The 26,921-nt window shown below is 58.8% G+C and carries 23 protein-coding genes; 8 read left to right on the top strand and 15 right to left on the bottom strand.

What is annotated here, in order from left to right:
* Positions 1 to 5 precede the first annotated feature (5 nt).
* The 3 genes from kdpA to ABSG47_RS11460 form a co-directional block, all read right to left on the bottom strand.
* Positions 6 to 1,754 carry a potassium-transporting ATPase subunit KdpA gene (kdpA, locus tag ABSG47_RS11450; protein WP_424169818.1) on the bottom strand — a complete coding sequence of 583 codons (1,749 nt, stop codon included), beginning with the start codon at positions 1,752 to 1,754 and terminating at the stop codon, positions 6 to 8.
* Between the two features lies 1 nt (position 1,755).
* Entirely contained in the window at positions 1,756 to 1,851 is a 96-nt protein-coding gene (kdpF, locus tag ABSG47_RS11455; RefSeq protein ID WP_424169819.1) for a K(+)-transporting ATPase subunit F, read from the bottom strand.
* A 208-nt stretch (positions 1,852 to 2,059) separates the two neighbouring features.
* Complete coding sequence (locus ABSG47_RS11460) at positions 2,060 to 2,764, bottom strand: response regulator transcription factor (RefSeq protein ID WP_424169820.1); 705 nt, start codon at positions 2,762 to 2,764, stop codon at positions 2,060 to 2,062.
* Between the two features lie 71 nt (positions 2,765 to 2,835).
* Here ABSG47_RS11460 and ABSG47_RS11465 point away from each other — a divergent pair, with 71 nt between their 5' ends.
* Both ABSG47_RS11465 and ABSG47_RS11470 read left to right on the top strand, forming a co-directional pair.
* On the top strand, positions 2,836 to 4,308 hold the full coding sequence (locus ABSG47_RS11465; RefSeq protein ID WP_424169821.1) for a sensor histidine kinase: 1,473 nt from the start codon (positions 2,836 to 2,838) through the stop codon (positions 4,306 to 4,308).
* A 20-nt stretch (positions 4,309 to 4,328) separates the two neighbouring features.
* A complete protein-coding gene (locus ABSG47_RS11470; protein ID WP_424169822.1) occupies positions 4,329 to 5,264 on the top strand; it encodes an ABC transporter permease in 936 nt (311 codons plus the stop codon).
* Between the two features lie 8 nt (positions 5,265 to 5,272).
* Here the strand turns inward: ABSG47_RS11470 and ABSG47_RS11475 are convergent, their stop codons facing one another.
* The gene (locus ABSG47_RS11475) at positions 5,273 to 5,731 is read right to left on the bottom strand and encodes a metallophosphoesterase family protein (RefSeq protein WP_424169823.1); all 459 of its coding nucleotides are present in this window, start codon (positions 5,729 to 5,731) and stop codon (positions 5,273 to 5,275) included.
* A gap of 4 nt (positions 5,732 to 5,735) precedes the next feature.
* Positions 5,736 to 6,590 (bottom strand): ABC transporter permease, encoded by an 855-nt coding sequence (locus ABSG47_RS11480; protein ID WP_424169824.1) that lies wholly within the window; start codon positions 6,588 to 6,590, stop codon positions 5,736 to 5,738.
* 57 nt (positions 6,591 to 6,647) lie between these two features.
* Here ABSG47_RS11480 and ABSG47_RS11485 point away from each other — a divergent pair, with 57 nt between their 5' ends.
* Positions 6,648 to 7,433, top strand: a complete 786-nt coding sequence (locus tag ABSG47_RS11485) for a CAP domain-containing protein (RefSeq protein ID WP_424169825.1) — start codon at positions 6,648 to 6,650, stop codon at positions 7,431 to 7,433.
* Positions 7,434 to 7,435: 2 nt separating this feature from the next.
* Here ABSG47_RS11485 and ABSG47_RS11490 read toward each other — a convergent pair whose 3' ends face one another.
* The 3 genes from ABSG47_RS11490 to ABSG47_RS11500 form a co-directional block, all read right to left on the bottom strand.
* Positions 7,436 to 7,618, bottom strand: a complete 183-nt coding sequence (locus tag ABSG47_RS11490; protein WP_424169826.1) for a hypothetical protein — start codon at positions 7,616 to 7,618, stop codon at positions 7,436 to 7,438.
* A 325-nt stretch (positions 7,619 to 7,943) separates the two neighbouring features.
* Complete coding sequence (locus ABSG47_RS11495) at positions 7,944 to 8,249, bottom strand: hypothetical protein (RefSeq protein WP_424169827.1); 306 nt, start codon at positions 8,247 to 8,249, stop codon at positions 7,944 to 7,946.
* 93 nt (positions 8,250 to 8,342) lie between these two features.
* Positions 8,343 to 8,690, bottom strand: a complete 348-nt coding sequence (locus tag ABSG47_RS11500) for a CxxC-x17-CxxC domain-containing protein (protein ID WP_424169828.1) — start codon at positions 8,688 to 8,690, stop codon at positions 8,343 to 8,345.
* A gap of 70 nt (positions 8,691 to 8,760) precedes the next feature.
* Here ABSG47_RS11500 and ABSG47_RS11505 point away from each other — a divergent pair, with 70 nt between their 5' ends.
* Positions 8,761 to 9,888, top strand: a complete 1,128-nt coding sequence (locus tag ABSG47_RS11505; protein ID WP_424169829.1) for a glycosyltransferase — start codon at positions 8,761 to 8,763, stop codon at positions 9,886 to 9,888.
* Between the two features lie 128 nt (positions 9,889 to 10,016).
* Here the strand turns inward: ABSG47_RS11505 and ABSG47_RS11510 are convergent, their stop codons facing one another.
* The 7 genes from ABSG47_RS11510 to mutS all read right to left on the bottom strand — a co-directional run bounded on the left by ABSG47_RS11510 (position 10,017) and on the right by mutS (position 22,492).
* The gene (locus ABSG47_RS11510; protein WP_424169830.1) at positions 10,017 to 10,949 is read right to left on the bottom strand and encodes a hypothetical protein; all 933 of its coding nucleotides are present in this window, start codon (positions 10,947 to 10,949) and stop codon (positions 10,017 to 10,019) included.
* A 322-nt stretch (positions 10,950 to 11,271) separates the two neighbouring features.
* The gene (locus tag ABSG47_RS11515; RefSeq protein WP_424169831.1) at positions 11,272 to 14,334 is read right to left on the bottom strand and encodes a TonB-dependent receptor; all 3,063 of its coding nucleotides are present in this window, start codon (positions 14,332 to 14,334) and stop codon (positions 11,272 to 11,274) included.
* Positions 14,335 to 14,450: 116 nt separating this feature from the next.
* On the bottom strand, positions 14,451 to 15,620 hold the full coding sequence (locus ABSG47_RS11520) for a hypothetical protein (protein ID WP_424169832.1): 1,170 nt from the start codon (positions 15,618 to 15,620) through the stop codon (positions 14,451 to 14,453).
* Positions 15,621 to 15,736: 116 nt separating this feature from the next.
* The gene (locus ABSG47_RS11525) at positions 15,737 to 17,299 is read right to left on the bottom strand and encodes an ABC transporter substrate-binding protein (RefSeq protein WP_424169833.1); all 1,563 of its coding nucleotides are present in this window, start codon (positions 17,297 to 17,299) and stop codon (positions 15,737 to 15,739) included.
* 13 nt (positions 17,300 to 17,312) lie between these two features.
* Positions 17,313 to 18,494: an anhydro-N-acetylmuramic acid kinase gene (locus ABSG47_RS11530; protein WP_424169834.1), complete on the bottom strand. Its 1,182-nt coding sequence runs from the start codon at positions 18,492 to 18,494 to the stop codon at positions 17,313 to 17,315.
* On the bottom strand, positions 18,491 to 19,675 hold the full coding sequence (gene nagZ / locus ABSG47_RS11535; protein WP_424169835.1) for a beta-N-acetylhexosaminidase: 1,185 nt from the start codon (positions 19,673 to 19,675) through the stop codon (positions 18,491 to 18,493). The genes ABSG47_RS11530 and nagZ overlap by 4 nt, the downstream gene beginning before the upstream one ends.
* A gap of 177 nt (positions 19,676 to 19,852) precedes the next feature.
* Positions 19,853 to 22,492 carry a DNA mismatch repair protein MutS gene (gene mutS / locus ABSG47_RS11540; RefSeq protein WP_424169870.1) on the bottom strand — a complete coding sequence of 880 codons (2,640 nt, stop codon included), beginning with the start codon at positions 22,490 to 22,492 and terminating at the stop codon, positions 19,853 to 19,855.
* A gap of 311 nt (positions 22,493 to 22,803) precedes the next feature.
* Between mutS and ABSG47_RS11545 the strand changes: the two genes are divergently transcribed.
* Genes ABSG47_RS11545 through ABSG47_RS11560 form a run of 4 tightly spaced genes read left to right on the top strand, consistent with a single transcriptional unit; the run spans position 22,804 to position 26,784 of the window.
* The gene (locus tag ABSG47_RS11545; RefSeq protein ID WP_424169836.1) at positions 22,804 to 23,646 is read left to right on the top strand and encodes a cytochrome C assembly family protein; all 843 of its coding nucleotides are present in this window, start codon (positions 22,804 to 22,806) and stop codon (positions 23,644 to 23,646) included.
* Positions 23,643 to 25,040: a glutamyl-tRNA reductase gene (gene hemA, locus ABSG47_RS11550; RefSeq protein WP_424169837.1), complete on the top strand. Its 1,398-nt coding sequence runs from the start codon at positions 23,643 to 23,645 to the stop codon at positions 25,038 to 25,040. Before ABSG47_RS11545 ends, hemA begins: the two co-directional genes overlap by 4 nt.
* A complete protein-coding gene (hemC, locus tag ABSG47_RS11555; RefSeq protein WP_424169838.1) occupies positions 25,037 to 25,969 on the top strand; it encodes a hydroxymethylbilane synthase in 933 nt (310 codons plus the stop codon). Before hemA ends, hemC begins: the two co-directional genes overlap by 4 nt.
* A complete protein-coding gene (locus ABSG47_RS11560; RefSeq protein WP_424169839.1) occupies positions 25,966 to 26,784 on the top strand; it encodes a uroporphyrinogen-III synthase in 819 nt (272 codons plus the stop codon). The genes hemC and ABSG47_RS11560 overlap by 4 nt, the downstream gene beginning before the upstream one ends.
* Positions 26,785 to 26,921 lie beyond the last annotated feature (137 nt).

Consider the following 26,921-nt stretch of genomic DNA (forward strand, 5'->3'; position numbering starts at 1 on the left):
TTTAGTTAGAACGTCTGTCCAGCCTGCAGAAGCAGGTGCTCCAAAATCGGTCCCAGGCTCAGCACTGGGAAGAAGGTCAGCGCGCCAAGAATCAGCACCACGCCCACCAGCAGCACCGAAAACAACCATCCATTCACAGGAAACGTTCCCGGTGAAGGCGGCACGCCCTTCTTCTGAGCCAGGTTCCCGGCCAGCGCCAGCACGGGAATCAGCATCAGGAAACGTCCTGCCAGCATTGCCCAGCCCAATGCCACGTTGTACGACCATTGCGTAGCAGGGGTGGCTGGAACGTTGAGTCCGGCAAATGCCGAGCCATTATTCCCCGTTGCGGAAGTAAACGCATAGAGAATCTCACTCAGCCCGTGCGGCCCACTATTCGTCAGCGCAGGAAGCCCAATCGTCGGAGACAGGACAAACACCGCCGTCAGCGTAAGAATAATCAGCGGAAAGATCAGCACATACAGCATCGACATCTTTACGTCGTATGATTCGATCTTCTTGCCCAGGTATTCTGGCGTGCGTCCCACCATCAGCCCGGCAATAAACACCGCCAGCACCACAAAGATCAGCATTCCGTACAGCCCTGACCCTACGCCGCCAAAGATCACCTCGCCCAGCAGAATGTTCGTCAGCACTACCATTCCACCCAGTGGCGTATAGCTGTCATGAACGCTGTTCACCGCGCCGCAGCTTGCCGCCGTCGTAATCTCCGCAAACAAGGACGACTGTGAGATGCCGAATCTCACTTCCTTGCCCTCGTAGTTGCCGGTTTCGCCGCTCGCCACCGTGGTTTGCGCTGCGCCATGCAGAAGCGGGTGCGGTTGTGACTCGGCCCAATACACTGCCGTGAACCCGGCAGTGAACAATACAAACATTGCCGCAAACACTGCCCATCCATGTCCCTGCGATCCCGTCATCCGTCCCAGCGCGTATGTCAGCCCCGCCGGAATCACAAAGATCGAAAGCATCTGGAGAAAGTTCGTAAACGGCGTTGGGTTCTCGTACGGATGCGCGCTGTTCGCGTTAAAGAATCCGCCTCCGTTCGTGCCAAGCATCTTGATCGCTTCCTGGCTTGCCACAGGTCCCTGCGCAATTGTCTGCGTCTGGTTTGCCTGCTCCACAGTGTGCGCCGCGGTATACTTCGCCAGATTCTGCGGTACGCCCTGCGCCACCAGCAGCAGCGCGTAGATCACACATGTCGGAAGCAGCACATACAGCAGCGTCCGCGTGGCATCCACCCAGAAGTTGCCAATCGTCTTGGATGAGGTGCGCTGGATTCCGCGAACCAGGGCCACGGCCACCACAATGCCGACTGCGGCCGAGAAGAAGTTGTGCGTCGCCAGAGCCGCCATCTGCGTCAGGTAGCTCATCGTCGTCTCCGGCGTATAGCTTTGCCAGTTCGTATTCGTCGTAAAGCTCGCCGCCGTGTTCCACGCCAGGTCTGGTCCCACCGCCACCAGCTTCTGCGGATTCCACACCGGCAGCGCTGCCTGCAGCCGCTCAATCAAATACGTTATTACCATGCTCACGGCGGAGAAGCCCAGCACCGCGTATGCGTACTGCCGCCAGTGCATCTCATGCTCTGCGTTTACGCCGGCCAGCTTATAGATCAGCCGCTCCGCCGGGTGCAGCACGGGATGGAGCCACGTCCGCTTGCCTTCCAGCACGCGAACCAGATACAGTCCCACGGGCTTCACCGTAAGCAGCAGAACAATCGAGTAGACAAGAAACTGTAGCCAGCCATTCGCCGACATTTTAGAATTTCTCCGGGAAAAGAAGGGAAAAGACGAGATACCCCAGCAGAAGAATGCAGAGAACCAGGGCCGCGGCGGTTATGGGGTCAATTTGCACGTATCTACCTCAGTTTCTCGCACGCTTTGACATATAGAAAGGCAACGGCAAAGAAGATTGCCGTAAAGAGCACCATCAGAGCATCGTCCAACATGCCATCCTCACTGCGAACAGTGCGTTGCGCTTATGTTCGCCGCTAACCAGAATTTCAGCTTTTATCTATAAAGTGGCAAAGTGAATTCTAAGGAATGCGTAAGGGCGGGCGCCCTCACTGCGCTCCCGATTGTTCTTCATTCCAGCCTTCAGGAACAAAGCGGTATCCGATCCACGGCTCCGTGTGAATGTATTGCCGTCCCGTTTCGCCTTCCAGTTTCTTTCTCAGTTGCCCCACAAACACCCGCAGATACTCCGGCTGGTGCGCCGCCTGACCACCCCACACCGCCGTCAGCAGCGCGCGGTGCGTCAGCACCTTGCCCGGATGCCGCGCCAGATGCGCGAGAAGGTCAAATTCCTTCGGCGTGAGGTGAACCTCTTTGCCTTGCACGGTCACGCTGTGCGCGGTCACGTCCACCACAAAGTCCCCCGTCGCGATCGCGTTTTCCGTCCGCTCCGGAGCGCGCCGCAGATGCGCCCGCACCCGCGCCAGCAGCTCCTGGATGCTGAAAGGCTTGGTCACATAATCGTCTGCGCCCGCATCCAGCGCCTCCACCTTGGATCGCTCATGGTCGCGCACGGAAAGCACGATGATCGGCGTCGTCGCTGAGCGCCGGATCGTTTGGCATACCTCCACGCCGCTCACCCCCGGCATCATCAGGTCCGTAATCACCAGGTCCGGCGGCCACTCCTGAAAAACCTGCAGACCCTCTTCCGGATCGTTTGCCGTGCGAATATCAAAGCCCTGCGCCGTCAGCGCCGCGCGCAGCGCCCGCGTAATCTGGGACTCATCGTCGATAACCAGGATTCTTCCAGCCATACAGCCTCTTCATTGCAAACAATACCACTTCCGCTTCAGACGGTATCATGCTTTGTAAGAAAGGTGGTCGCATGCGAGTAGCTCAGACACTGCCAATGGAGACGCTGAAGCGGGTCTCCCTGCACGTTTTTGTATCTACCCTTTGCGTAGCTGGCGCCACGGCGTTCCTTTCCCGGGCACGGATCGACGATTCCATTGTCGGGCTTGTCTTCCTCACCGGCGTGGTCGTGGCAGCTTCCCTCGTCGGCGTCCGGCTTTCGCTCTATGTCGGATTCATCTGCGCGCTCAGCTTCTGGTACTACTTTTTGCCGCCGCATGCTTCATTTCTGCTTCTTGGAGTCCAGGAGTGGATGGAACTGTTTTCGTTCATTGCCAGCGCTCTTATCGTGAGCCGCATCGCCGATCGCGCTCGCAAGCAAGCCCAGCAGGCGGACATCCGCCGCGCCGATGTGGAACGCCTCTATACGCTGAGCCAGGAGATGATGCTGCACGATGACGCCGGTCTGCTCATGCGCGATCTGCCCCTGATGATTGGAAAGACCTTCGGCCTGCGCGATGTTGTGCTCTACGTGCGGGAGCAGGACCGCTTTTACGGTCCCGTCGCCGAACTGCCGCGTGGCATGGACGAGGAGATGCGCGGCCGCGTCTCATGGCATAACGTGGGCTCGCACGATGAGTTTTCGTCCATTGCGCTGATGCTGGGAATGACGAACCTCGGCGCAATGGCATGGCGTCCGGATGCGCTCTCGCGCGATGCGGCCACGGCAATTGCCGCGCAGGTCTCCGTTGCTCTTACACGCGCTGCGGCCATTGAAATCTACACCCGCATTGAGGCTTCCCGCGAAGGCGAGCGCCTTCGCACTGCGCTCATCGATTCGCTCACTCACGAACTCCGCACTCCGCTCACCGGCATCCGCGCTGCCGCTACTACCCTGGTTCAGAATGAGGGCCTTGACGAAGCCACGCGCAGCGATCTCATCCTGCTCGTCGACGAAGAATCTGCGCGCCTCGATAAGCTCATCGGGGAAGCTGTTGAAATGGCTGAGGTCGATGCCCGCGCCGTCACCATAAGCACCGCTCCGCAGTATGTTCGAAGCATCTTTGAGCATGCTCTTGAAGAGTCCCGCGCCGCTCTCGCAGGCCATCCTGTCATCATCGAAGTAGATGAGACCGATACCCCCGCATGGTTCGATTCGCATCTCATCAGCCGCGTCCTGCGCCATCTTATTGAAAACGCCGCGCGCTATTCTCCGCCTGGAAGTCCTATTATTCTTCGCAGCGGTCGCGCCAATTCAAACCTTAACTTTACCGTGGAAGATCGCGGCCCGGGCATCGAAGCCGTCGACCTGCCGCTCATCTTTGAAAAGTTCTATCGCGGCCGCCGGGGCCAGGCCACGGGCAAGGGGACTGGCATGGGGCTCGCCATCACCCGCGCCATTCTCCAGGCGCACGGAGGCGGAATCGATGTTGAAACCACTCTCGGTAGAGGAACCAGATTCCACTTCTGGGTTCCTCTCGTCGAAAAACAACCTGAAACCGCCTGATATATGGTGAAAACATAGGCATGAAGCAGATCCTCATTCGTCTCCTTCTCACCATTCCCGTCCTCTGGCTGGTCGTCTCCCTCGTCTTTCTGCTCATTCATCTCGTGCCCGGTGACCCGATCCAGACCATGCTGGGAGACGGCGCGACTGCGGCCGACATCACCGCCCTGCGGCATCAGTACCACCTCGATCTCCCGCTTCACCTGCAGTACTTCGAGTACTGGAAGAACGTCCTTCGCGGAGATCTCGGCGAATCGATCCGCCTCCACGATTCCGTTGCGCATCTCATCGCCCAGCGCTACCCCTACACCCTCGCGTTAACCCTCTGTGCCCTCATTGTCGGCCTGTTTCTCGCGCTTCCCGCAGGCATTGCGGCTGCCGTCCGCCGCGGACGGCTCACCGATCAGGTACTCTCCGTCGTCAGCCTCTTCGGGCTCTCCGTTCCCGGCCTCGCGCTCGGCCCCATACTCATCCTTGTCTTTTCCATCCTGCTTGGCTGGCTGCCCGTCTCAGGAGCCAACAACGGCGGCACCAAAGCCATCGATTGGCACTACCTCATCCTGCCTGCCATCGCCATGGGTGCTTCGCTTGCCGCCATCCTTACCCGGATGGTCCGCACCGCCATGCTTGAGGAACTGGGTCAGGACTACATTCGCACCGCCCGCGCAAAGGGCCTCACCGAATCCGCTGTCGTCTGGCGGCACGCTTTGCCTAACGCCCTTGTGCCCATCGTCACGGTCGTCGGCCTGCAATTCGGCGCGCTCCTCGCCGGAGCCATCGTCACCGAAAAAATCTTCTCCTGGCCAGGCTTAGGCCGCCTGGTTGTCGATGCCATCTCCAACCGCGACTACGCCCTGGTCCAGGGATGCCTGCTGTCCATCGGATTGACCTATATCCTCGTGAACCTGTTCACCGACATCGTCTACCGCTGGATTAACCCCCGCATGAGGGCATAGCCAGCCTCTCAGTCAAGGTCAATGATCTCGGCTTCCAGAGTCCCATCCGCGTTCAAGCGCAAAAATCCCATCGTCACCGGGAGCTGAAACCGCCTTGGCCCGCATGAGCCCGGATTGAAATAAAGCACGCCATTATGACGCCGAATTTCCGCCTTGTGGGAGTGCCCAAACAGCACTGCGGAAAATCCAGCCGCCCTGGGATCAAGATCAAGTTTGTCAATAATATGCAGCAGATAGATGGAAATTCCTTGAACTTCCAGAATCTCCGTTTCAGCCAGGCGCGCGCACTCGCCATCGAAGTCGATATTCCCCCGCACCGCCGTCACCGGAGCAATCTTTTCGAGCTTCCGCAGAATCTCCGCGTCTCCTACGTCGCCAACATGCAGAATCCGCTCCACGCCATCGAGCGCCGCCGTTACCTCTGGCCGCAGCAGCCCATGCGTGTCGCTTACCACCCCAATTTTCATCCGGTTACAGCCCCATTTCGAGTCTCGTCCGAGGGTCCAGCCGGTCCCGCAGCGCGTCGCCCAGAAAGTTGAAACCCAGCACCGCGCCCGCTACCGCCGCCGCAGGAAACAGTACTAGGTGCGGCGAGTCGAACAGATGCGACCGCGCATCGTTCAGCATTGCGCCCCAGCTTGAAGCCGGTGCGGGAATCCCCAGTCCCAGAAACGACAGCGTTGCCTCCGCCAGAATCACCCCCGCCATTCCAATCGCAGCCTGCACCAGAATCGGCTGCAGGATATTCGGCAGAATGTGCCGCAAAAAGATCCGCATTCCGCTTGCGCCGAGTGCCCGCGCCGCGTCCACATACTCGCGCTCTCGCACCGCCATGACCTGCGCGCGTACCAGCCTGGCGTAGCCGGCCCATCCGCCCACCGCCAGCGCCAGTACCAGGTTCAGAAAACCCGGCCCCAGAAACGCCGCAAACGCAATCGCCAGCAAAATTCCCGGCAGCGCCAGGAAGGTATTCATCGCAAAGGTGGTCAGCGCCGTATCCACCCATCCCCCCAGGTATCCGGCCAGCCCGCCAATCGCAATCCCCAGCGCCAGAGACACACCCACTACCGTCACACTCACGGCCAGCGAAAGCCGCGCTCCCCACAGCAGCCGCGCCATCGTATCGCGTCCCAACTCATCCGTCCCCGCCCAGTGCGCCGCGCTCGGTGTCTGCAGTCTGTTTGTCAGGTCAATCGCAGCGGGATTGTAGTGCGAAAGCCACGGCGCGAGCAGCCCGCCAAGAATAAATACCGCCAGCAGCACGACTCCTACCGCCGCCAGCGGCTGCTTGCGAACTCGCCTCCACACCTGCCCCGCAAATCCCATAGTTACCCTAGAGCATACCGCGACAAACCCATTCCGCTCGCGTTCATCCAATAGAGTATGACCTTCGTCCGGCGCACCTTCCTCGTCAGCGGCTTGTTACTCGCGTGCTTACCCGCACTCCACGCCCAATCCGATTCTGGTCCTCAACCAGACACGGCCCAGAAGCTTGTCAACCTCGCCAATGAGGCTCGCTCCCAGGCCGGTCTTCAGCCTCTCACCGTCGATCCAGCCCTCGCGCAGGCCGCCATGAAGCACTGTGAGCGCATGTCGGTGGAAGGAGCGCTTCAGCATGTCTATCCAGGTGAGCTGGAACTTGGCGAACGCGCCTCGCAAACTGGTGTGCGCTTCAGCCTCATTGAAGAAAACATCGCCTTCGGCCACAGCGCCGGGCAGATTCACGACGAGTGGATGCACTCCGAAGGTCACCGCCAGAACATGCTCAGTCCGGAAGTCGATCGCATCGGCATCGCCGTCATCGCCCACCACGGCAATCTCTATGCTGTCACCGATTTCACCCGCGCCACCAGCTCCTACACACCGGAACAGGCTGAAGCCCAGATAACCACGCTCATCCGCGCCGCCGGAACCAGCATTCGCTTCCGCACCGATCCCACCGACGCCCGCCGCGCCTGCGCTGCGGACCACGGCCTGCCCGAAAAGCTCAGCGGCGGCGATCCGGGCTTCGTCATGCGCTGGCAAACCGCCGACCTCAGCAAACTGCCACCACAACTAGCCGCCCAGTTGCACTCGACCCAGTTTCAGCAAGCCGCCATCGGCGCGTGCCCCGCCCAGAACATCGAAGGTGGGTTCACCCAATACCGTCTGGCTGTTTTGCTCTACTGACTTCAGCCGAAATCCTCCGTCTTTGCCCAGAACTCTGCCCACGGTTTCTTCAACGGCCCGCACACATAAATGTCCGGATGGTCGTCGCTCTCCTTGTTCTTGACGCCCTGCGAGTTTCCGTTGTGGACGCCCCACCCTGGCCGCGTATTCGTTTTTGCGGCCAGGCTGGGATCGCTCCACAGCAAGAGGATAACTGCTCTTTTCCCTAGTCCCTCGTCCCTTGTCCCTTGTCCCTTTCTTTCCCCATTACCAAAGTCCACCACCCTTTCGTAACCCCACCTCCTTCAGAAACTTTGCATGCAATTAACCCCATTTATGCTTTACTCAAAATCAGCAGAAGAAAAAGCCACGGCCCGAATCCCAAAAAGGATTCGGGCCGTAGCTCTTTCAAGGCAGCCCAGAAATTTTTTTTTCGGGGGGGTATCTCACCAAAGTAACCGCTCATGATAATCAATTAGTAAACACCGTAAATCATCGAAAACAAAAAGCGAAAGTTGCTCCAGCAAATCCTCAGACGCTGCCGTCCCAGGCCGCAACATCAGAGCATCTCTCCCCAAGGTATAAAGTTCGGGCGTCCCCACCCTCGCCGCGTATTTGTTTTTGCGGCCAGGCTGTCCACTCCGCCACAGATGTGCGGGTGGCCGGATCAATGGGCGCAGGACCGTGGCGAAACGACTTGCTCGGATCCTCCGGCCATCCTTCCGGCCCGGTAAAGAGCACCGTTCCCAGGTTTCCGTTGAAGTTCCGGAAGCCATCCACGCGAATACGCGGCGTGCAGCCTGCCGCATTGAGGGCAGGCTGACGTGCGGATGACAACGCTCCGCCATTCGCACAAAGAACGGCGGCTGCAAATTAGACGATCGGGAAGCGTGTCGTCATTCCAACTGCATTGGATGCGGCAGTGGAACTCTAGTAGCGTCCGCGTCCACCGCCACCGCCGCTTGAGCCTTTGCGGGCCACATAGCAGTCGCGGCAGAATACAGGCCGGTCGCCACGCGGTTCAAAGGGAACGGTCGTCGGCTGTCCGCATCCTGAGCAGATTACCGGAGTTCCAGACCCATGCGATGACGGCGACTGGGAGCGATAGCCTCCTCCGCCACCACCACCACCCTGTTGCTCGCCCTTCTTCGCCATGCGGCATGATTTACAACGCTTTGGAGTGGAAAAACCTCGTTCTGAAAAAAACGCCTGATCGGCAGCGGTGAAGGAAAATTCCTGTCCGCAGTCGCTGCATTGAAGTTGAATATCGCCAGCCATGGGGCTCCTCGTGAGATGTACTGCCAACTTTACCACTGTTTCTGTAGTTTTTTGTAAGATTTAAGTGTCCATGCGTGTCGCTTACATTCTTACCTCCCTTGGCGTAGGTGGCGCTGAACGGCAAGTCCTCTGGCTTGCGAGCCGAATGGCGCGCGCTGGACACGCCGTCAGGCTGGTGATTCTGCTGCCGCGCGGCGCAGAGGATCTGCTCTCGGAATCGGCCTCGGAAACAGATTCGCCTTCGCTCGACGTGGTCTATCTGGGCATTCAAAAGAATCCGTGGAGCGCCCTGCGAGGCCTCGCACGCGGAGCCTCTGTCATCCGTCAGTTCGGTCCCAATCTGATCCACGCGCACAATTTTCACGGCAATCTTGTCGGTCGGCTGCTCGGCCGGCTCTGCGGCGGAGTTCCTGTAATCTCCACAATTCACAATGTGTATGAAGGTGGTCGGCTCCGTATGCTCGCCTACCGCATTTCAGACCCGCTCAGCAGGCAGACCATCGCTGTGAGTGAAGCAGCCTGCGAACGTTACACGCGGCTGCGAGCTATTGCAGTAAACAAAAGCGGCGTTGTTGCCAACGGCATCGAGACGGACAATTTTCACCCCAGCCTCAACCAGCGCAATGCAATGCGCGCGACAATGGGCGTCACCGGGAAGTATTTTGTCTGGATCGCCGTAGGCAGGCTAGCTCCAGCAAAGGACTATCCGAACCTGCTGAGAGCGTTTGCCGCGCTACAACTGGGGCAGCCTGCCGCCAGGCTATGGATCGTAGGAGCCGGTGAACATTCCTGCACAAACGAACTGCAGTCGCTTGCCCGCAACCTTGGCATCGAAGACAAAATCCGCTGGCTTGGCTCGCGGCACGATGTAGCAACCCTCCTGGATGCCGCCGACGCATTCGTACTCGCTTCCGCCTGGGAAGGCATGCCGCTGGCGCTCGGCGAGGCCATGGCAATGGGTAAGCCGGTGGTCGCTACAGATGTGGGCGGCGTACGGGAGATGACGGCAGAGTCCAACTGGCTGGTCCGGGCAGGGAACTCCAATGCGCTCGCTGAGGCAATGGCTCGCATCATGGCCCTCAGTGACACCGAACGGCTCAGGATTGGCGAAGCTGCTCGTGCCCGCATTCTGCAGCGGTTCAGCATGGAAGCCAAAACGCGCGAGTGGGAAGAAATATACCGTTCCGTCCTGCGGTAAAAAGCAAAAGGCCAAAGCATTTGCTCCGGCCTTTTGCAGATTGATCCAGTGAACTAGAGCCTGAAGAGGTCTTCGACCATGAGGCAGGCGAAGGCCAGAAAGTGAATAATAGGCTCTAAGTAATCCCTTTATAGTTCCCCAAGCTGTGTGCCGAAATGGCCTGCATCTTCAGAAAGCCACACTACGATACTGTAGGGAACAGTCTCAGGACTCGCCGGAGCCCCGGCCGCTATGGGACGGGCCAACGTATCGCCTTGAACGCGCATGCCGATCAGCATGTAGCCATCGGTATCGTTGCCGCCAAACGCGCTGATGAAATAACCTTCCCCAGCCAGGGTCGTTGCCGCGGAGACCACATTGTCCGGCGTCGCGATCATCGTTTGAGCTTCGTACATCGTTGTTGTGTCGCCTTGCCAGCCATAGGAGATCAGGACGGCGTTTCCTGTACTGTCGTCGAATGTCGTAGCCGTCACAATGCGGCTGGCGGCGCCATCCGCTGCCACCGTCGCTTGAAGCTGTGACGGCGGAACCGATTCCATCTTGAAGTCGAACCCTCCGGTCCCTGTCGTCTGCACCCAGGACGCGACAAAACCGCAGAGAGGTTCCAGATCGATAGAATTGATGACAACATTGGGCGCGGCTACCGATTCAAGATAGGCGGGGTATGGCGTGTCGCCGGGATTGTCGTATTGGTAGTACATGTTCAGGCCGGTCATGCCCGCCGGCAGAGGCCAAACGCTGCCAAACCATGCACATCCCCCGGTAGTGATCGCAGTCGATCCCATCTGATAAGGAGTGCCCAAAGAATTCGTCGCTGAATACACCACGGCGTTGATAATAAGAGTGTCGCCTACGCAATACCCGGGAGCGGTCACCTGTTGACAAAGCAAATAGCGTAAGTCGCCCAGCGCCGGCGCTCGCGGTCCTGCGGTCAACGTGGCGCTACCGCTCGTGGCGGAACTCGAAGCGTTGCTCACCATCACTTGAAACGCTGCCCCACTGTCGCCCAACGCCACTGTGGGCGTAGCGTAGGAGGCGCCAGTGGCTCCATCAATCGCCACGCCATTCTTGCTCCACTGGTAGCTCAGTGGAGCAGCCCCGGTGGCAGTTACTGTGAAGGTCGCCGCCCTGCCGATCGGAACCGTTTGGCTCGAGGGCTGAGTTGAAATGACGACTGCCTGGGACGGTTGAGTGGTTGATTGCGAACCTCCGCCATGACTGGCGCAGCCACTAAGAAATGCCGTCCCTATTCCAATGAAGAGAAGTCGCCGGAGAACTGGTGCTATGAAACAGGAAACCACATTCAACTCTTTTCATCGTCTGCTCTCTTTAGAGCTGTTATTAACTTTCCCGCGGGTTGCGTTCGAAAGTTAATAACAGGCTCTAGAACTGGAAGATCAATTGCCCGAAGACTCGCCGCACTGCAGAACCGGTAGGGCTGTTGAAGATACCTCCGGCCAATGTAGTCGACTGCAGGAAATCCTTAGAACCAAGAGTTCCATTCGGCCCTCCGTAGTTCACATCGTTGAACAGATTCAATGCCTGCACACTGAAGGTAAGCGAATACCTGCGGTTCGTAGTTCCTCCTCCGCCAAACCCTCCACGACCGCCGCCACCTCCCAACCCGCCGGGGCCAAGCCCACCACCGGGAGCGCCACCACCGCGGCCACCACCACCACCACCGCCCGGCCCACCACCGCCAGGTCCTCCACCCTGATTGCCAGTGGGGCCGCCAGTCGCTGGGCCAAAGCCCCAGCTGCGGCTGATGCGCAGGTTGAAGGCAACAGCAGCGGGTCCCCTGGCGATGTTCGCCGGAATCAGCGCTTCGCCGGTCACGGGCTCTGAGTCCAGGCAGCCATACTGGGTTGAGTAATAACGGTTTTCTTTGGGATCGCCCGCGCACTGGGCTGTCGTAGCCGCACCCGGCCGTTGGTTGCCAAATCCATTCAGGAAGTCATTTTGCAGTGCAATGTTGAACGGTTTGCCGGCCTGCGCAATCATGAATGGGTTGAAACGTATTGCAAAAGGACCCGTGTAGTTGCCCATCGCAAAGACCTGGTGACGCGAGACAAATGTCGCAGGGCCATAATCCTGGCTGATGTCGTAAGCGTTTGAGGCATTCGATCCTGCGCCTCCATCGCTATGTGCGAACCCCAGCGTATAGAAACCGACAAAGCTGAGCTTCGGGCTGATACGCGCATTGATGCTGCTGATCAGCTGATCCTGCTTGAAGACAGCCTCAGGCGTGTACTGGTAGAAATATCCACCCCCGGGATTCACGGGGTAATCCCCCGCTGCATTCAGCTGATTCGCATTGGTGGTCACCAACTGGTGTCCGCCAAAGGAGTGCAGATAGGTCTCCGTTGCGGTGATGGTCTTCGTAACCTGTCGCTCCAGGCTTCCGCCTGCCTGAGCCGTATAAGGTGAGTGAAAGTTGCTATCCACTCGATACCGTATCGGAATGGTGCTGTTCGCCGTTGCACCGGATGTGCTCGTCAGTGTGCTCAAGTCAAGCGTGTTGACGGTTACACCGGTCGCCGCGCAGGAAGTGGTGCTCGATGGCGTAGTCTCGTTGCACACAGGCAGATTCAGCACATACTGGTTTTGTGCATTGGCATGCTGAATCGTCAGTAAATCGGCCACAGTAAAGCGATCGTAAAAAAAGCCAAACCCCGCGCGCACCACAGTCTTAGCTTGCTTGCCTTTGCCGCCATCCAGCGCATAAGCAAGGGCCGCACGCGGTGCCCAATCGTTATGATCGGAGATGTGGTTTTGTGCCTCCCAGCGCACGCCACCGGAAAGCGTCAACCGCGAATTCACCTTCCAATCGTCCTGGAAGAAAAGCGCCGCATCGAACATATTCGCGAGCGCATGCTCATTACCGGTGGTGTAGCTGGCGGTGGTTGGGGTCCATCCCTGTGACTGTAATTGCAGGTAGCTCTCGCCGTTCGCCAGGCCGTTGGCAAAATTTGCGTAAACATCCCCGGCAGTGTAGTCGGAGTTCGTTGTTGGATCAATCTGCGAACTCTTGCTGAAGCCCAATTCACCATTAAAATTTGAACTGGTGAAGTTCGCGTCGCGTCCATCGCGCAGCCGTGTTCCGAACTTGATGGCGTGGTTCTTCACGCTCCATGTCGTCAGGTTCTGAAACTCAAGCTTCGTCGTATGGTCTGAACTCGCCTGCGCCGAATACCCGCCCGCTGTAAATTCGCCAGCACCGGAGACCGTGCGGTCCGTCGATGCCGGTGTAATGTACGCGTTCGTGCGCTCGTACTGGAAGCGGCTCTCGTTCACAATATGATCGTTGATCACGTACGCATCGCTGATCTGCACTGTATGGTCGGTAGTGGATTCATTGTAGGCAGCGCTCGGCAATGACGCGGAATTCAGGTCGTTCTGCTGCGAGTCATCGTAAAAGCTGTAGCGCCCCGTGAAGGTGTTCTTCTGTCCCATCTGCCAGTCGATGCGCCCAGAAGCATTTGTGCGGTTGTGCTGGGTAGGCAGTGCAACGGAGTAATTCGGGAGTACCTGGTAGACCCCATTTGCATCAGGAAGAACAGCCTCCGACAACAGGAACGAATGCACGTCGCCAATGTTGCGCCGCTCCGCGCTGCCAAAGAATGAAGTGTTCTTGTTGAAAGCGCCGCTGACCGTTCCATTGTACTGATAGCTGTAATAAGAAGGCAGAGTTTTGTTGAACGGATCGTTCGTGTTGAATGAGCTGTCGTTGCCCTGGATAAATGCCTGTCCGTGCAGTTTGTCGGTTCCGGGCTTGGTCAGAATCTCAATGCGCCCGTAGCCCAGGCGGTCATACTCCGCGGAAAACGGGTTTTGGTTGATGCGGATTTCGCGAATGGCCGACTTGGGCGGAAGCTGGCCGCCGGAGAAGCCGTCGATATAAATCTGCCCGCCGTTCGGGCCCGCCGCAGGACCGGCCAGTGCCTGTAGTTCATTCGAGAGCTCATCGGGATCATCCGAGAGAGCTTCAAGATCCTTGCCCTTGAGCACGATTGCGTTTGAATTGCCGCTGGCTTCCACATTTACAGTAGGCGCTTCATCGGTAACAACCACATTCTGCTGCTCCACCTGGATCGCCATGGCGATGTCAACGCGCTTGGCCTGTCCGGCTGCAATTGCAATCATCTGCGACTGGAATGGCGCGAAGCCCGCATAGCTCGAAATCACAATGTAGCTGCCCGGCTTCAACCCGCGAATCTCATAGTTGCCTGCGGAATCCGCCGTCGTCGTTGCCACGGCCTTGCCGTCCGGCCCGTTCACAACAACCCTGGCGCCCGGAATCAATGCTCCATCAGGGTCGGCAATACGTCCGCGAATCGTGACAGTCGATGCACCGGGCGCAGCCTGCGTCGCAGCAGCTACAGAAGCCGCCGGGGGAGAACTAACCTGCGCGGCGAGCATCATAGCGGAGCCCGCGCCAAGGGCCATCAAGAGAAAAAAAGATCGATGAAATGCGGAATGCAAAGTAATCCTCTTTGTGATCTGACTTTGTGTAGTCGATGAGTTCAGTACAATTTTTTTGATCTAGCGAAATCGGCCATAACTTATTGTGTTCCGCCGCCTGCATCTCCGCCGGCACCCATGCTCCAACTGGAGAGCAGGTCACGTGCAGCGGGAGCTTCCAGCAGCGGTTCTACACCGGCAAGAAGCATAACGGCATTTACGTCTCCGGAGTTGCTTGCAGCTCCGCTACCGGCTGCATCCGTGGCCACAACCATGATGGCCTGGCCCTTTTGCAGATCCGAAATCTTTATCACAGGTGTGCGGCTCAGAAATTGCTGCGGATCGCCACCACCAGCACCGGCCCCGCGTCCACCGCCAGAGCCGGCACCTGCGCCCGATCCAGCCGGACGCTGTCCTCCACCACCCGCACCCGCAGTGCCCTTGAGCCGCGCAGCAATAGCCTGTGCCATCTGGTCGGGAATGCGGTGCATCTGCGCATCCGGCCCAATATGAATCGTCACCTGCTTCTTCGTAGTCAGGTCCTTCAGCGTCACAATAGACGCCGCGGCATCCACAGACAGAATCGTTCCGGAAACATTCCTGAAACTGCCCGAAACAACTTCCTCAGCAGCAATCTCGGTACCGTCAGCATTCTTTTCGCCGCGGGCACGAAGCTGGTCGCCTGCTTGAATCGCGTTAATCGGTGCCGGTTGCGCCTGGTCAAACCGCACCGTACCTGCCGCATAGCGCTTGAGAATCGTGGCGCTCGTCGTCTTCACTACCAGCGTCTTTGCAGTCGGTCCCGCGCCGGTCGATACCGTGATGACTCCGTTCGCAGCGTCCACACTCTTCACCAGTCCGGCAACTCCACGCTTCTGCCAGTCGGCCAGGTCTTTCTCCTGCTTCTGCGCCATGTCGGCCGCCTTAATCGCAACAATCTGCTTCGGCTGCAACGGGTCCGCCGTTGCGTCGGCATCCAGGCCGCGCACCAGAATGCGGTCGCCCACAGCCAGATCGGCAAGAGTAATAGCAGCCGCGCTGCTCAGGCTCGTCTGGCCCGGCTCAATGCGCTTGAGATCGGTATCAGCGGCAACCGTTACCTGGTGCGATTCGCCCGAGTCAGTCTTGACCGTAAGTGTGCTGCCATTGATGGCGGTAATCACGCCGCGCAGCGAGCGTGAGGCCGCCTGCGCGCCCAGTGAAACCACAAGAGAGAGAACCAGCGCAGCCAGTGCTGCAACGCGAATCCGAATTTGAGTCGTGCGTGTCATTCGTCCCCGCTTGCAGGTCTTCCAACCTGCAACTAAAGAATTCATTGCTCATTACTGTAGACGAACAAGGCCGCCAAAAAGACGACAAACAGCCTTGAAATGGCCGGAAATGAACGCTATTGGGTTAACTCGGCTGATTCCAGGAAGGTAAATCTACCGGAAGGTGAAGGCTGCACATTCGTGAGGCGTTTGTTGTGGACCACCACTGCATCTCGGTACCACAAATTGATTGCGGGCAGATCGTTCGCCAGCATCTGTTGTGCCTGAGCATAATCGGCACGCCGCCGTTCCTGATCCCCACTCTGCCACGCGTCATCCAGCAACGCGTCTACCTGCGGGTTCGCATAGTGTCCGCGATTCGCTCCCTTGGGCGGAAATCGCGAGCTCGAAAATGCATAGGTAAAAATATCCGGCTGTTCGTTGCCGCCAATCCAGCGCAGCGAATAAAGCTGGAAAGCTCCGTGCAGCACATCGGAATAAAACGTCGCAAATTCGTAGCTGCGAATCTCAAGCGCAATCCCCACACGCGCCAGTTGCTGCTGAAAAACTGCCGAGAGCAGCCGAACATCTTCCACCGTACTGGTCTTCATCGTCAGATGCAGTCGCACACCATCTTTGCCACGCCGATAACCGGCATCGTCAAGCAATTGCTCTGCTCGCGCTGGGTCATAGTTAAACGATGGCCCATTGTTATTCCATGCCCAATGCGTCATCGGCAGCAAACTCTTCGCCGGCCTGGCGCGTCCGCCCATGAGCGTGCGAATCAGCGTATCCCGGTCAATCGCGCATGAGATCGCCTGCCGCACACGCGCATCCTTCAGCAGCGGATCGCGCAAATTAAACGCCAGGTATTGCACCTGCGTTCCCGGCGCATCCGTCACTTCCAGATTCGCCCGGCTCGCCAGTACCGGCAGCGCATCCATCGGCACCGCATTGCTCTCCACATCCGCCGAACCTTTTTCCAGCTCTAATGACATCGTGATCGAATCCGGCACGACCGCGAATCGCACCCGCTCAATCTTCGGCGCCACAGACCAGCTCTGTGGATTCCGCTGTATCACCACATCTTGATCAATCTGCTGACTCTCAAAGCGAAACGGCCCCGTGCCCACCGGATGCCGCCAGAAATCCTTCCCGCTGCCTTCCGGAACGATGCCCATCGCGCCCGTTGAAAGATTCGTCAGCAGAAAATTATCCGGCTGCTTCAGATGCAGAACCACTGTGCGATCATCCGGCGCCTCCATCGTGTCAATCGATGCATACGATGCGGCTTTGGCCGTGATCAGCGTGCCATTCCGCATCGAATTCAACGTCCACATCACATCGCGACTGGTCAATGCGCGCCCATCATGAAAACGCACACCCGCGCGCAGATGAAAGATTACCGTCTTCGGATCAGGCTGATCCCACTGTTCTGCCAGCCCAGGCGTGAAGTGAAAGTTCGCATCCCGCTGAACGAGGCCATCAAAAATCAACTCGTCAATATATTCCGACTGCGCATCCGTGCCCACGCGTGGATCAAGGCTCGTCGGACTGCTCTCAATCAGAAACACCACCGTGCGCGGATCGCGTTGCGCAGTCTTGCATCCAGCCAGAGCAAGAGCAATTACGCAGACAAACAACAATGGGCGCCCCACCCTCGGCGCGCCTTTGTATTTGCGCCTGGGGTGGGATGACATAAAGCCGGCACACCTAAACATACGTCACTTGTCCCAGTACAACCGCCCGTTCTGCCCCCGTAGCCGCAGGCACATTCCCCGGAAGCCTATACCATGTCTGCCACGCCAGCAGCGCAAAAGCCGCAGCCTCCTTAGCCTCCGCAGGCAAGCCGAAACCATCAATCGAAGCAAGCTCGCATCCAAGCGATGTAAGCCGTTCCTCAAGCATCATCATCAGCGTGCGGTTGCGCGCACCCCCGCCGGAAACAATGTAGTCTACCTTCGCGCCTTGCATCTTTGGCGCAACAAACCGCGCATAGCTTCGCGTAATCGATTCAGCAGTCAGCGCCGTCGCAGTTGTAACTGCATCTTCCGGATTTTTGCTGTGCTTTTTGCAGGCCGCCACGAAGCTTTCCGCATACTCACGGCCAAACTCCTCGCGCCCCGCCGTGCGCGGCGGCGCAATCCGGTAATAGCGATGCCTCAGTTCCGCACTCAGCATAGCCGGAATTACCTTGCCGCGCGCCGCAATCGCTCCATTGCGGTCGTACGGCTTGTCAAAGAGTTTCTGCACAAGCGCATCGATGACCATATTGCCCGGCCCGGTGTCGAAGGCAATCAGCGTATCGGCCCCAGCCCCCGCAGGAATCGCCGTTAGGTTTGCGATGCCGCCGATATTCTGCAGCACACGCCCACGCTTCGCATCCGCAAAGAGCACATAGTCCAGCAGAGAAACAAGAGGCGCACCCTGTCCCCCGGCAGCCATATCCGCAGGCCGAAAATTAGAAACCACCGGCACACGCAGTGCCTGCGCAATCACAGCAGGCTCACCAAGCTGCCACGTGCAGGCTAAATTTCGTCCTGCATAACGTTTCGTGCGCGCCTGATGATAAAGCGTCTGACCGTGGCATCCAATCAGATCAATCCCAGTTTCGATCCTGGCCCCATGCTTCGCGACAGTCCTGCGAATCGCATCCGCATACTCAAGTCCCAACCGCCAGTTCAGCCGCGCAAGTTCCGCCGTAGAAATCGATGCTGCATTCATTGCCGCAAGAATCGCATTGCGCAGCGCAGCAGGGTAGGGAAATCCCTCATGCGCCAGCAGCGTCAACTTAGCGCGTTGTCTTCCCGGCAGAATCCTCACAACAGCCACATCAATCCCATCCGCCGATGTGCCGCTCATTACGCCCGCAATCGTCATTGCCTTCGTGCTCATGCTGTCTCCGCCAAAGGTTTCAGTGCGCTGCCCACCGAATCCAACGCAGTATCTCCCGCCAGCGCAACAACCTTCTCATGAAACAAGCGAATCTTTACGCGCAGCGCTTCAAACTGTTTCTCAGTCAGAGCTTTCGCAGTCTGCGCGGTAACAATCCGCGCCCGTTTCTTTGCCGCCTCCTGCGCCCGCTTCAACAGCAGCGTCCGAAAAGCAGTCGACCGCTCCGCTTCCGCAATCAGCGCCTCATACGCGCGCAGAATCAACTCCGGGCTATGACAAATTTCAATCATGTCCATCCCCGCGCGAATCGCAGCAACGGCAGCCTCTTCCATCGAAAGAAACTTCAGAATGCCGCCCATCTCCATATCATCTGAAAAAATCAACCCGCGATAACCAACCCGCTTGCGAAGCACTTCATTGATCCAGAAGGATGAGGCCGTAGCAGGCAAATCCTTTCCCTTTGTACGCGGATAAGCCGCATGATTCACCATCACCATCGGCAACTCATTCCGCAGCGTGCGGTATGGCGCAATGTCTTCTTGCCATAACTCATCCCACGTGCGCTCAACCTCCGGCGTATCAAAGTGCGAATCCTTCGTACCTCCGCCTAGCCCCGGAAAATGTTTGCCGCACCCAGCCACTCCCTGCGCCGCAAGCCCTGCAAGAAATGGCCGCGCAAAGGCCACAACCTCATCCGCATTACTGCCCGTGGATCGCATGCCCATCACCTGCGCTGAGTCTTGAAGCGTCAAATCAAGTACCGGTGCAAGCGTAACGTTAAACCCAAACGCCTTAATCCCACGTCCAATCAATTCTCCATGCTCAAAAGCCAATGACCGGGTGCCCCACCTTCGCGCCGTTTTTGCTTTTGGCGCTAGGGCGAGATTCGCATCTGCCCTCGCCACCAACTGCGCCGCAGGCATCGGCGCAAGCGCATCGCGCAGCCGATCAACAGTGCCACCCTCCAGATCGACACACCGCAGCGCCCGCGGCGCGCAATAAGAAGTGATCTCGCCAAGCAGCCCCCGCGTCTGCAAAGCATCGGCAGTATTTCTTCGAAAGAGGATCGTTCCACCCGGCCGCACCAGCTTCAGCCACGCGCTCTCCAGGCCACTAAGCTCAGTCCTGCTCAGCCCCACAACAATCAAGCTCCCCGCCGCATGACGAATACTCGTAGCCATCCCGTCCCTTCAACTCCTCAGCTCAGTATTTTCGGTCGCTCAGCGTAGGCCAGCTTTGTAACAGGGCACGACTTTAGTCGTGCCGTAAGAAACGCAAAAAACTCGCTGGGCTTTAGCCCCTGAGGTTTTGCTTTTGTTTCATAAAACATGATGATTTTCCAAAGACAGTCATGTTCTTTAGTCCCTGCCCTTAATCTCATTCTTCAATTCTTCCAAAAGATTCAACGCCTGCAGCGGCGTCAAAGCATTCACATCTACCTCCGCAATCCGGTCCACAATGCGCTGGGATAGCGGCGTGAAAATCGTCAACTGCATCGGCTCGGGCTCAGTCTCTACCTGCACGCTCTGCCGTTCTTGCTTCTCGTGTTGCTTAAGCACATGCCGCGCGCGCTCGATCACCGCAGACGGCAGCCCCGCCAGCTTCGCCACTTCAATACCATAGCTCTTGCTCGCCGCACCCGGCTCAATCGTATGCAGAAAGACAATTCCGCTCGCCGCTTCCTTCACACCAACACGCAGATTTCGCACACGCGGCAGCTTCTCAGCCAACATCGTCAGCTCGTGATAATGGGTGGCAAAGAGCGTGCGCGCGCCAGTCTCCGCATGCAGATACTCCACCGTCGCCCAAGCCAGGCTCAGTCCGTCAAACGTCGCCGTGCCACGCCCCATCTCATCCAGCAGAATCAGCGATCGCTGCGTAGCCGTATTAAGAATCGTCGCCGTTTCCGTCATCTCCACCATAAAAGTGGACCTGCCGCGCGCCACATTGTCACTAGCCCCAATGCGGGTGTAGATTCGATCCACCAATCCCAGCCGTAAACTCGTCGCCGGCACAAACGATCCCATCTGCGCCATCAACACCAGCATCGCTGCCATACGCAGATACGTGCTCTTGCCGCCCATATTGGGCCCGGTAATCAACAGCAGGCTCGGACCCACTCCGTTCAAATCCAGTCCATTCGCATTCAGAAAAATATCATTCGGAATAAACCTTCCCTCACGCGTCTCTTCCATCCAGTGCTCAATCACCGGATGCCGCGCCCCCACAGCCTCCATCATCGGTTCTTCGCTCAACTGCGGTCTCGCATATTTCCGTCCGGCCGCCAGATGCGCAAAGTTCGCCAGCAAATCCGCCTCAGCCACAGCAGCGGAGATACGCCGAATCCGCCCAGCCGCCTCCAGCACGAATCGCCTCAGCTCAGCAAAGATCCGCTTCTCGATCTCAATCGAGCGATCATGCGCAGTAAGAATCTTCACCTCATACGCCTTCAGCTCCGGCGTAGTAAACCGCTCCGCATTCACCAGCGTCTGCTTACGCTCATAATCCACCGGCGCCAGCGAAAGATTCGCCTTCGTAATCTCGATGTAATAGCCAAACACCGAGTTATACCGAACCTTCAGCGATCCAATCCCCGTACGCTGCCGCTCACGCTCCTCAATCGCCGCAATCGATTGTCGCCCACTCGTCGAAATCGTCCGCAACTCATCCAGTTCCGCATCCACGCCAGCCGCAATCGCACCGCCATCCGCCAACGTCAGCGGCGGCTCATCCACCAGCGTCGCCGTAGCCCGCGCCGTCACATCCTCCAGCGCATCGAGCCTCGCCGCAATCGCCCTCCACAGAGGCGCATTCATCGCGCCAATCGCCACCTTCAGCCCCGGCAGCCTAGCCAAACTAGCCGCCAGCGCCCTCACATCCCGCGGCCCTGCCGAATCCAGCGACAATCGCGCCAGCAGCCGCTCCAGGTCCAGAATCCCCGCAAACGCCCGCCGCAACTCCTCGCGCCGCATCAAATCGCCCGCAGCCTCACCCACCGCCTCATACCGCGCATCAATCTCCGCCGCCTCAATCAGTGGCCGAAGAATCGTAGCCCGCAACAACCGCTTGCCCATCGGCGTCAAACACTCATCCAGCGTATGAAACAGCGTCACCCGCGAGTTCTGCCCCTGAAACAGCGGCTCAATCAATTCGAGATTCCGCACAGAAACCTGGTCCAACTCCAGCGCCGTCGAGTGCTCCTGGAACCGCAGCGAATCAATATGCAGCGCCTCATTTTTCTGCGTCGTCCGCACATAGTGCAGCACCGCACCCGCCGCAATCGCCGCCGCCTCATGCCCAACCAGCCCAAATCCCTCCAGCGATTTCACATGCAGTTGCCGCTCCACCAGCGGCACGGCAAAATCATGCGTAAAGACCCAATCCTCCACGCGAGTCCTGGCCGCGACGCGCTCCAACCCCGCCGGAACCTCCGCACTCACCCCCAGCAACACTTCATTCGCACCAGCCATCAGAATCGCGTCCGCCGCTTGCGCCCGAGCATTCGCTCCCGCAAACTCCGCCGTCCTAAATTCCCCCGTAGAAATATCCAGCAACGCCACGGCACAAACCGTGTGCCCCGCCCTCGCGACGCCTTTGTCCTTGTCGCTAGGGTGGGAATTGCCAGGGTGAAATTCAAAATAAGCCGCCAAAAAATTATTTTGCTCCGCCGCCAGCGACGCATCCAGCGCCGTGCCCGGCGAAAGCACCCGCGTCACCTCGCGCCGCACAATCTTCTTCGTCAGCTTCGGATCTTCCATCTGGTCGCAGATGGCAATCCTGAACCCCCGCCTCAACAGCCGCGCCAGATAGCCTTCCACCGAGTGATACGGAACCCCGCACATCGGCACCAGCCGCTCCCGATCCCGCGCCGTAAGCGTCAACTGCAGTTCGCGGCTAGCCGTCACCGCATCGTCATAGAAAAGCTCGTAAAAATCCCCCATGCGGAAAAACAGCAGCGCATCCGGATTCTCCGTCTTCGCCGCCGTCCACTGCCGCATAAACGGCGTCAGCTCGGCAGCCTTACCCGACACAGCCGGCTCCGCGCTCAAACCCTCACCCACCTCAGCACCAGGGCTAGTCAGCGCAAACGTCTCCACCACGGATTGACTTTCATCCTTAATCACAATTGATAACAAGATTATCGTGCTTCCACCCCTTCGCCCCGCAAAGCGAACCAGCCTGCGCACCGACCCACCCCACCCAAATCAACCCTATTGAGGATGCCGCGCTTAACCTCCCCAGGCCATCCTCAGGCAGCACAACAAGAACGCAAACTATACTGATACTTGCGTCCCAAGAGGTCGGCGGAATGTATTTACTTTGGCTCAGAGTAGCGGCGGTGTTGTACGCAGCGGGAGGCGTCGCTGTCTTTCCTGCCGTGCTCTTTGCCCGCGAGCGCTGGCGCAAAGCCACCTTCTACCTTGCTGGCCTGGCCTTCTTCTTCCACTTCGTCTCCGTCGTGGAAATGCTCGCCGCCGCCCATAGCTGGCTTCCCGTCGGCGTCCGCGACGCCGAATCGCTCCTCGCCCTGCTCATCGCCGCTGCGTTTTTTCTCGTCTGGTGGCTGTACAAAGCCGTTTCGCTCGGCATCTTCGCCCTGCCCGTCACCTTTTTCATCATCTTCATCCCCGCGCTTGGCGTAGATCGATACATCTTTCCCTCCGCCGGCGTTCGCATCAGCTGGCTCGTAGCGCACATTGTGGCCCTGCTCGCCGCATACACCGCCCTCGGCTTCAGCGTCCTCGCCTCGCTGCTGTATCTGGTGCAAGAAAGACGAATCAAGTCCGGCAGCATCAAAACCAAGCTTTCCAGCACCGGTCCAAGCACATTCGACTGGCTCCCACCCCTCGACAACCTCGAGCGCATCGCGCACGCCACGCTGCTCTTCGGCTTTCCCTGCATGACCGTCGGCCTCATCATAGGTGTGGTCCTCGCTCAGGATTCCGCTCTCGGCGCAGCCTACTTCCGCGACCCCAAGGTCATCGCCTCCTTCATCATGTGGGCAGTCTACGTGCTGCTGCTCTTCGTTCGTAATACAGCCGGCCTCCGAGGCCGCCGCGCCGCATATCTCTCCGGAGCCGTCCTCCTGGTCATGCTCGCCGTCTGGGCAGCCAACGTCTTCAGCTCGGTCCACAGGTACGGTGCCCCATGAAGCCCAACCTCGCACCCGAGCAGAATCACAAAACCGTCCTCGGCGTCTTAGGCGTCAATCACAAAACCGCCCCCATTGAGTTGCGCGAGCGCATCGCCATCTCCCGTGACGACTTGGCCTCCGTCACCCGCGCACTTGCCTCCGTACCCGGCGTCGCCGAGTGCATGATCGTCTCCACCTGCAACCGCGTCGAACTCATCACAGCCCTCGATAACCAGAACAGCAGCAGCCCCGATCTCACCGCGTTCCTGCGCAACCAGTTCAGCCTCGGCCCCAAATCCCTCGAAGGCCACGTCTACCAACACAGCGGCAGGCAGGCCGTGAGACATCTCTTTCGAGTCGCCTCCAGCCTCGATTCCATGGTCATTGGCGAGCCGCAGATCCTCGGCCAGGTCAAAGAGGCTTTTTCCATCGCTCGCGAAACAGGAACCATCGGCGGACAGCTTGACCATCTCCTCCAATCCACTTTCGCCGCCGCCAAAAAAGTCCGCACAGAAACCGAAATCGGCTCCAGCTCCGTCTCCATCGCCTCAGTAGCCGTCGAGCTCGCCCGCCGCATCTTCGGCTCGCTCCAGGGCCGCACCGTCTTTCTCGTCGGCGCGGGCAAAATGTCAGAGCTCGCCGCGCGCCATCTGGTCCAGCAGGGCGCAGGCGCCGTCCTCGTCACCAACCGCACCGCCGAGCGCGCGCACAAAATGGCCGAGCCCTTCAACGCTCGCGTCATTCCGTTTGAAGCCCTCCATGAAGCCGCCGCCGAAGCCGACATCGTCATCACATCCACCGGCGCGCCGCATCCCATCTTCCGCCGCGAACACGGCCAGGCGCTTTTACACAAGCGCCGCAACCGCCCCATGTTCTTCATCGATATCGCCGTCCCGCGCGACGTCGACCCCGCAGTCAACAAGCTCGAAGGCCTCTTCGTCTACGACATCGACGATCTCCAGCAGGTAGCCGCCTCGCATCTCGACGAACGCAGCCGTGAGGCTGCCGACGCCGAAGCCCTCATCGCCCGCGAAGTCGAGCGCTTCCACGAGCGCCAGCGCGCCGTCTCCGCCGCGCCCGCAATCGTCGCGCTGCAAAAGCAGGCCGAAGAACTCCGTCAGTCTGAAATCAAGCGCGCTCTTTCCCGCCTCGGTCCACTCACTCCCGATCAGTTGGAAGCTGTGGAAGCCCTCACGCGCGGCCTCGTCAACAAGTTCCTTCACCCGCCCATGCAGGCGCTCAAGCAGGCCGCCCGCGACAACGACGCCACTCGCCTCGACGCCATCTGCGAGACGTACTCGCTTCCCGTAATCACGGAAGGCGGCCCGGAGGTCATCACAGCGCAGCCGGAAGCAGTCACGGAGCAAATGCTTCCGCTCAATGCTTATTCTGACGCGGAGTCCCGCAAATGAACCTTCGCATCGGTAGCCGCGGCTCCCAGCTCGCTCTCTGGCAGGCCAATCACATCGCCGCACTTCTCCGCGATCAAGGCCACTCCGTAGAAATCGAAATCATCAAAACTACTGGCGACCGCCTCCAGTCCATTACCTTCGCGCAGGTAGCCGAGCAATCCGGCACCACCAAGGGCCTTTTCACAAAAGAAATCGAAGATGCACTCGCCGCAGGCAAAGTCGACCTAGCCGTCCACTCCCTGAAGGACCTGCCCACGGAACTTCCCGAAGGCTTCGAGCTGGCCGCCACACCCCGCCGCGCCGATCCGCGCGACGTCTTCGTATCAATCAAGTACGAAAACCTCGCCTCACTCTCGCCGGGAGCCAGAATAGGCACCAGCAGTCAGCGCCGCCGCGCTCAGCTCAAAGCTCTCCGTCCCGACCTCGAAGCCATCGAGTTTCGCGGCAACGTCGATACCCGCCTCCGCAAGCTGGAAGAATACCAGGTAGACGCCATCCTCTTAGCCGCTGCCGGCCTCGACCGCCTCGAACGCACCGACTGGATCCGCCAGCGCCTCGAACCCGACCAGTTCTGCCCAGCCGCAGGTCAGGGCGCACTCGGCATCGAAACTCGCTTAGGCGATACCGCCACAATCGAAGCCCTCAGCTTCCTCAATGATGCAGACACGCATTACGCCATCATCGCCGAACGCGCCTGTCTCTCCGATTTAGGCGGCGGCTGCCAGGTTCCCATCGGCGTCCATTGCCGCTTCCCAGACGCCGCACACGTTGAAATCTTTGGCGTAGTAGCCGACCCCGCCACCGGCACTGCCATCCGCATCCACGAGCGTGAACTGCGCGACGGAACCGACCCGCACTCCCTCGGACTCCTGGCCGCCAAACGCCTGATGCAGTCCGGCGCCGCAAAACGCATAGGTATAGGAGGATGACGGCTCTCTCCGGTCGCCGCATCCTGGTCACCCGAGCCGCGCATCAGGCCAGCAAACTCTCAGAAGGCCTCCGAACCCTCGGAGCCGAACCCGTCGAAGTCCCCGTCCTTGAAATCCGTCCTCCGGGAAGTTTTGCCGCCCTCGACTCTGCACTCCACGACATTGCCTCTTATGACTGGCTCATCTTCACCAGCACCAATACAGTCCATGCCCTCATAGAGCGGGCCACAACCGTGGGTGCCCCATCCATTTCGCAGTCTCACCGCGAAATGGATGGGATAGCAGCACTCTCCATCTCCCCGCATACCCGGATCGCCGCCATCGGTTCATCCACTGCGGCTGCGCTTCAAAATGCGGGCCTTCAAGTCGATTTCGTTCCCACTAGCTATGTGGCAGAAAGCCTCATCAAAGGTCTCGCCAGCTACTGGCCCGGTCAACGAGTCCTTTTGGCCCGGGCATCGCAGGCCCGCGACGTGATCCCCGATGCTCTCCGCACCGCAGGAGCCCAGGTCGATGTCGTCGATGCGTATCGCAATGTGATGCCGACCGACGCTCCTGAAAAGCTGCGCTCAGCTTTAGCGAAAAAACTCGATGCTGCTACCTTTACTAGCTCATCCAGCGTGACGCATTTGGCGGAAGCCGCCGCCAAGGCAGGAATTCCATTTCCGCTGGATGGCATAGCCGCCATCTCCATCGGTCCCATCACCAGCCAGACTCTCTGCGAGCACAACTGGCCTCCCGCCGCTGAAGCCAATCCCAGCGACATTCCCGGCCTTATCGCTGCGGTGAAGCGGTTTTTTGAGAGAAATTGCTGAGTTATCCTGTGCAATGCTGAATCCTAAGTAATTTATTTTGTGGTTATTGGAGACGTTTGCACAGTCCTTATTTGAATCTTTATGCGATCTTCATTCCGGAACTGTGCAACTGTACAGCCTCAAAAGCGAAAGGCCCA

Origin of the sequence: Occallatibacter sp. (assembly GCF_049510455.1) — a bacterium.
Lineage (GTDB): Bacteria > Acidobacteriota > Terriglobia > Terriglobales > Acidobacteriaceae > Telmatobacter.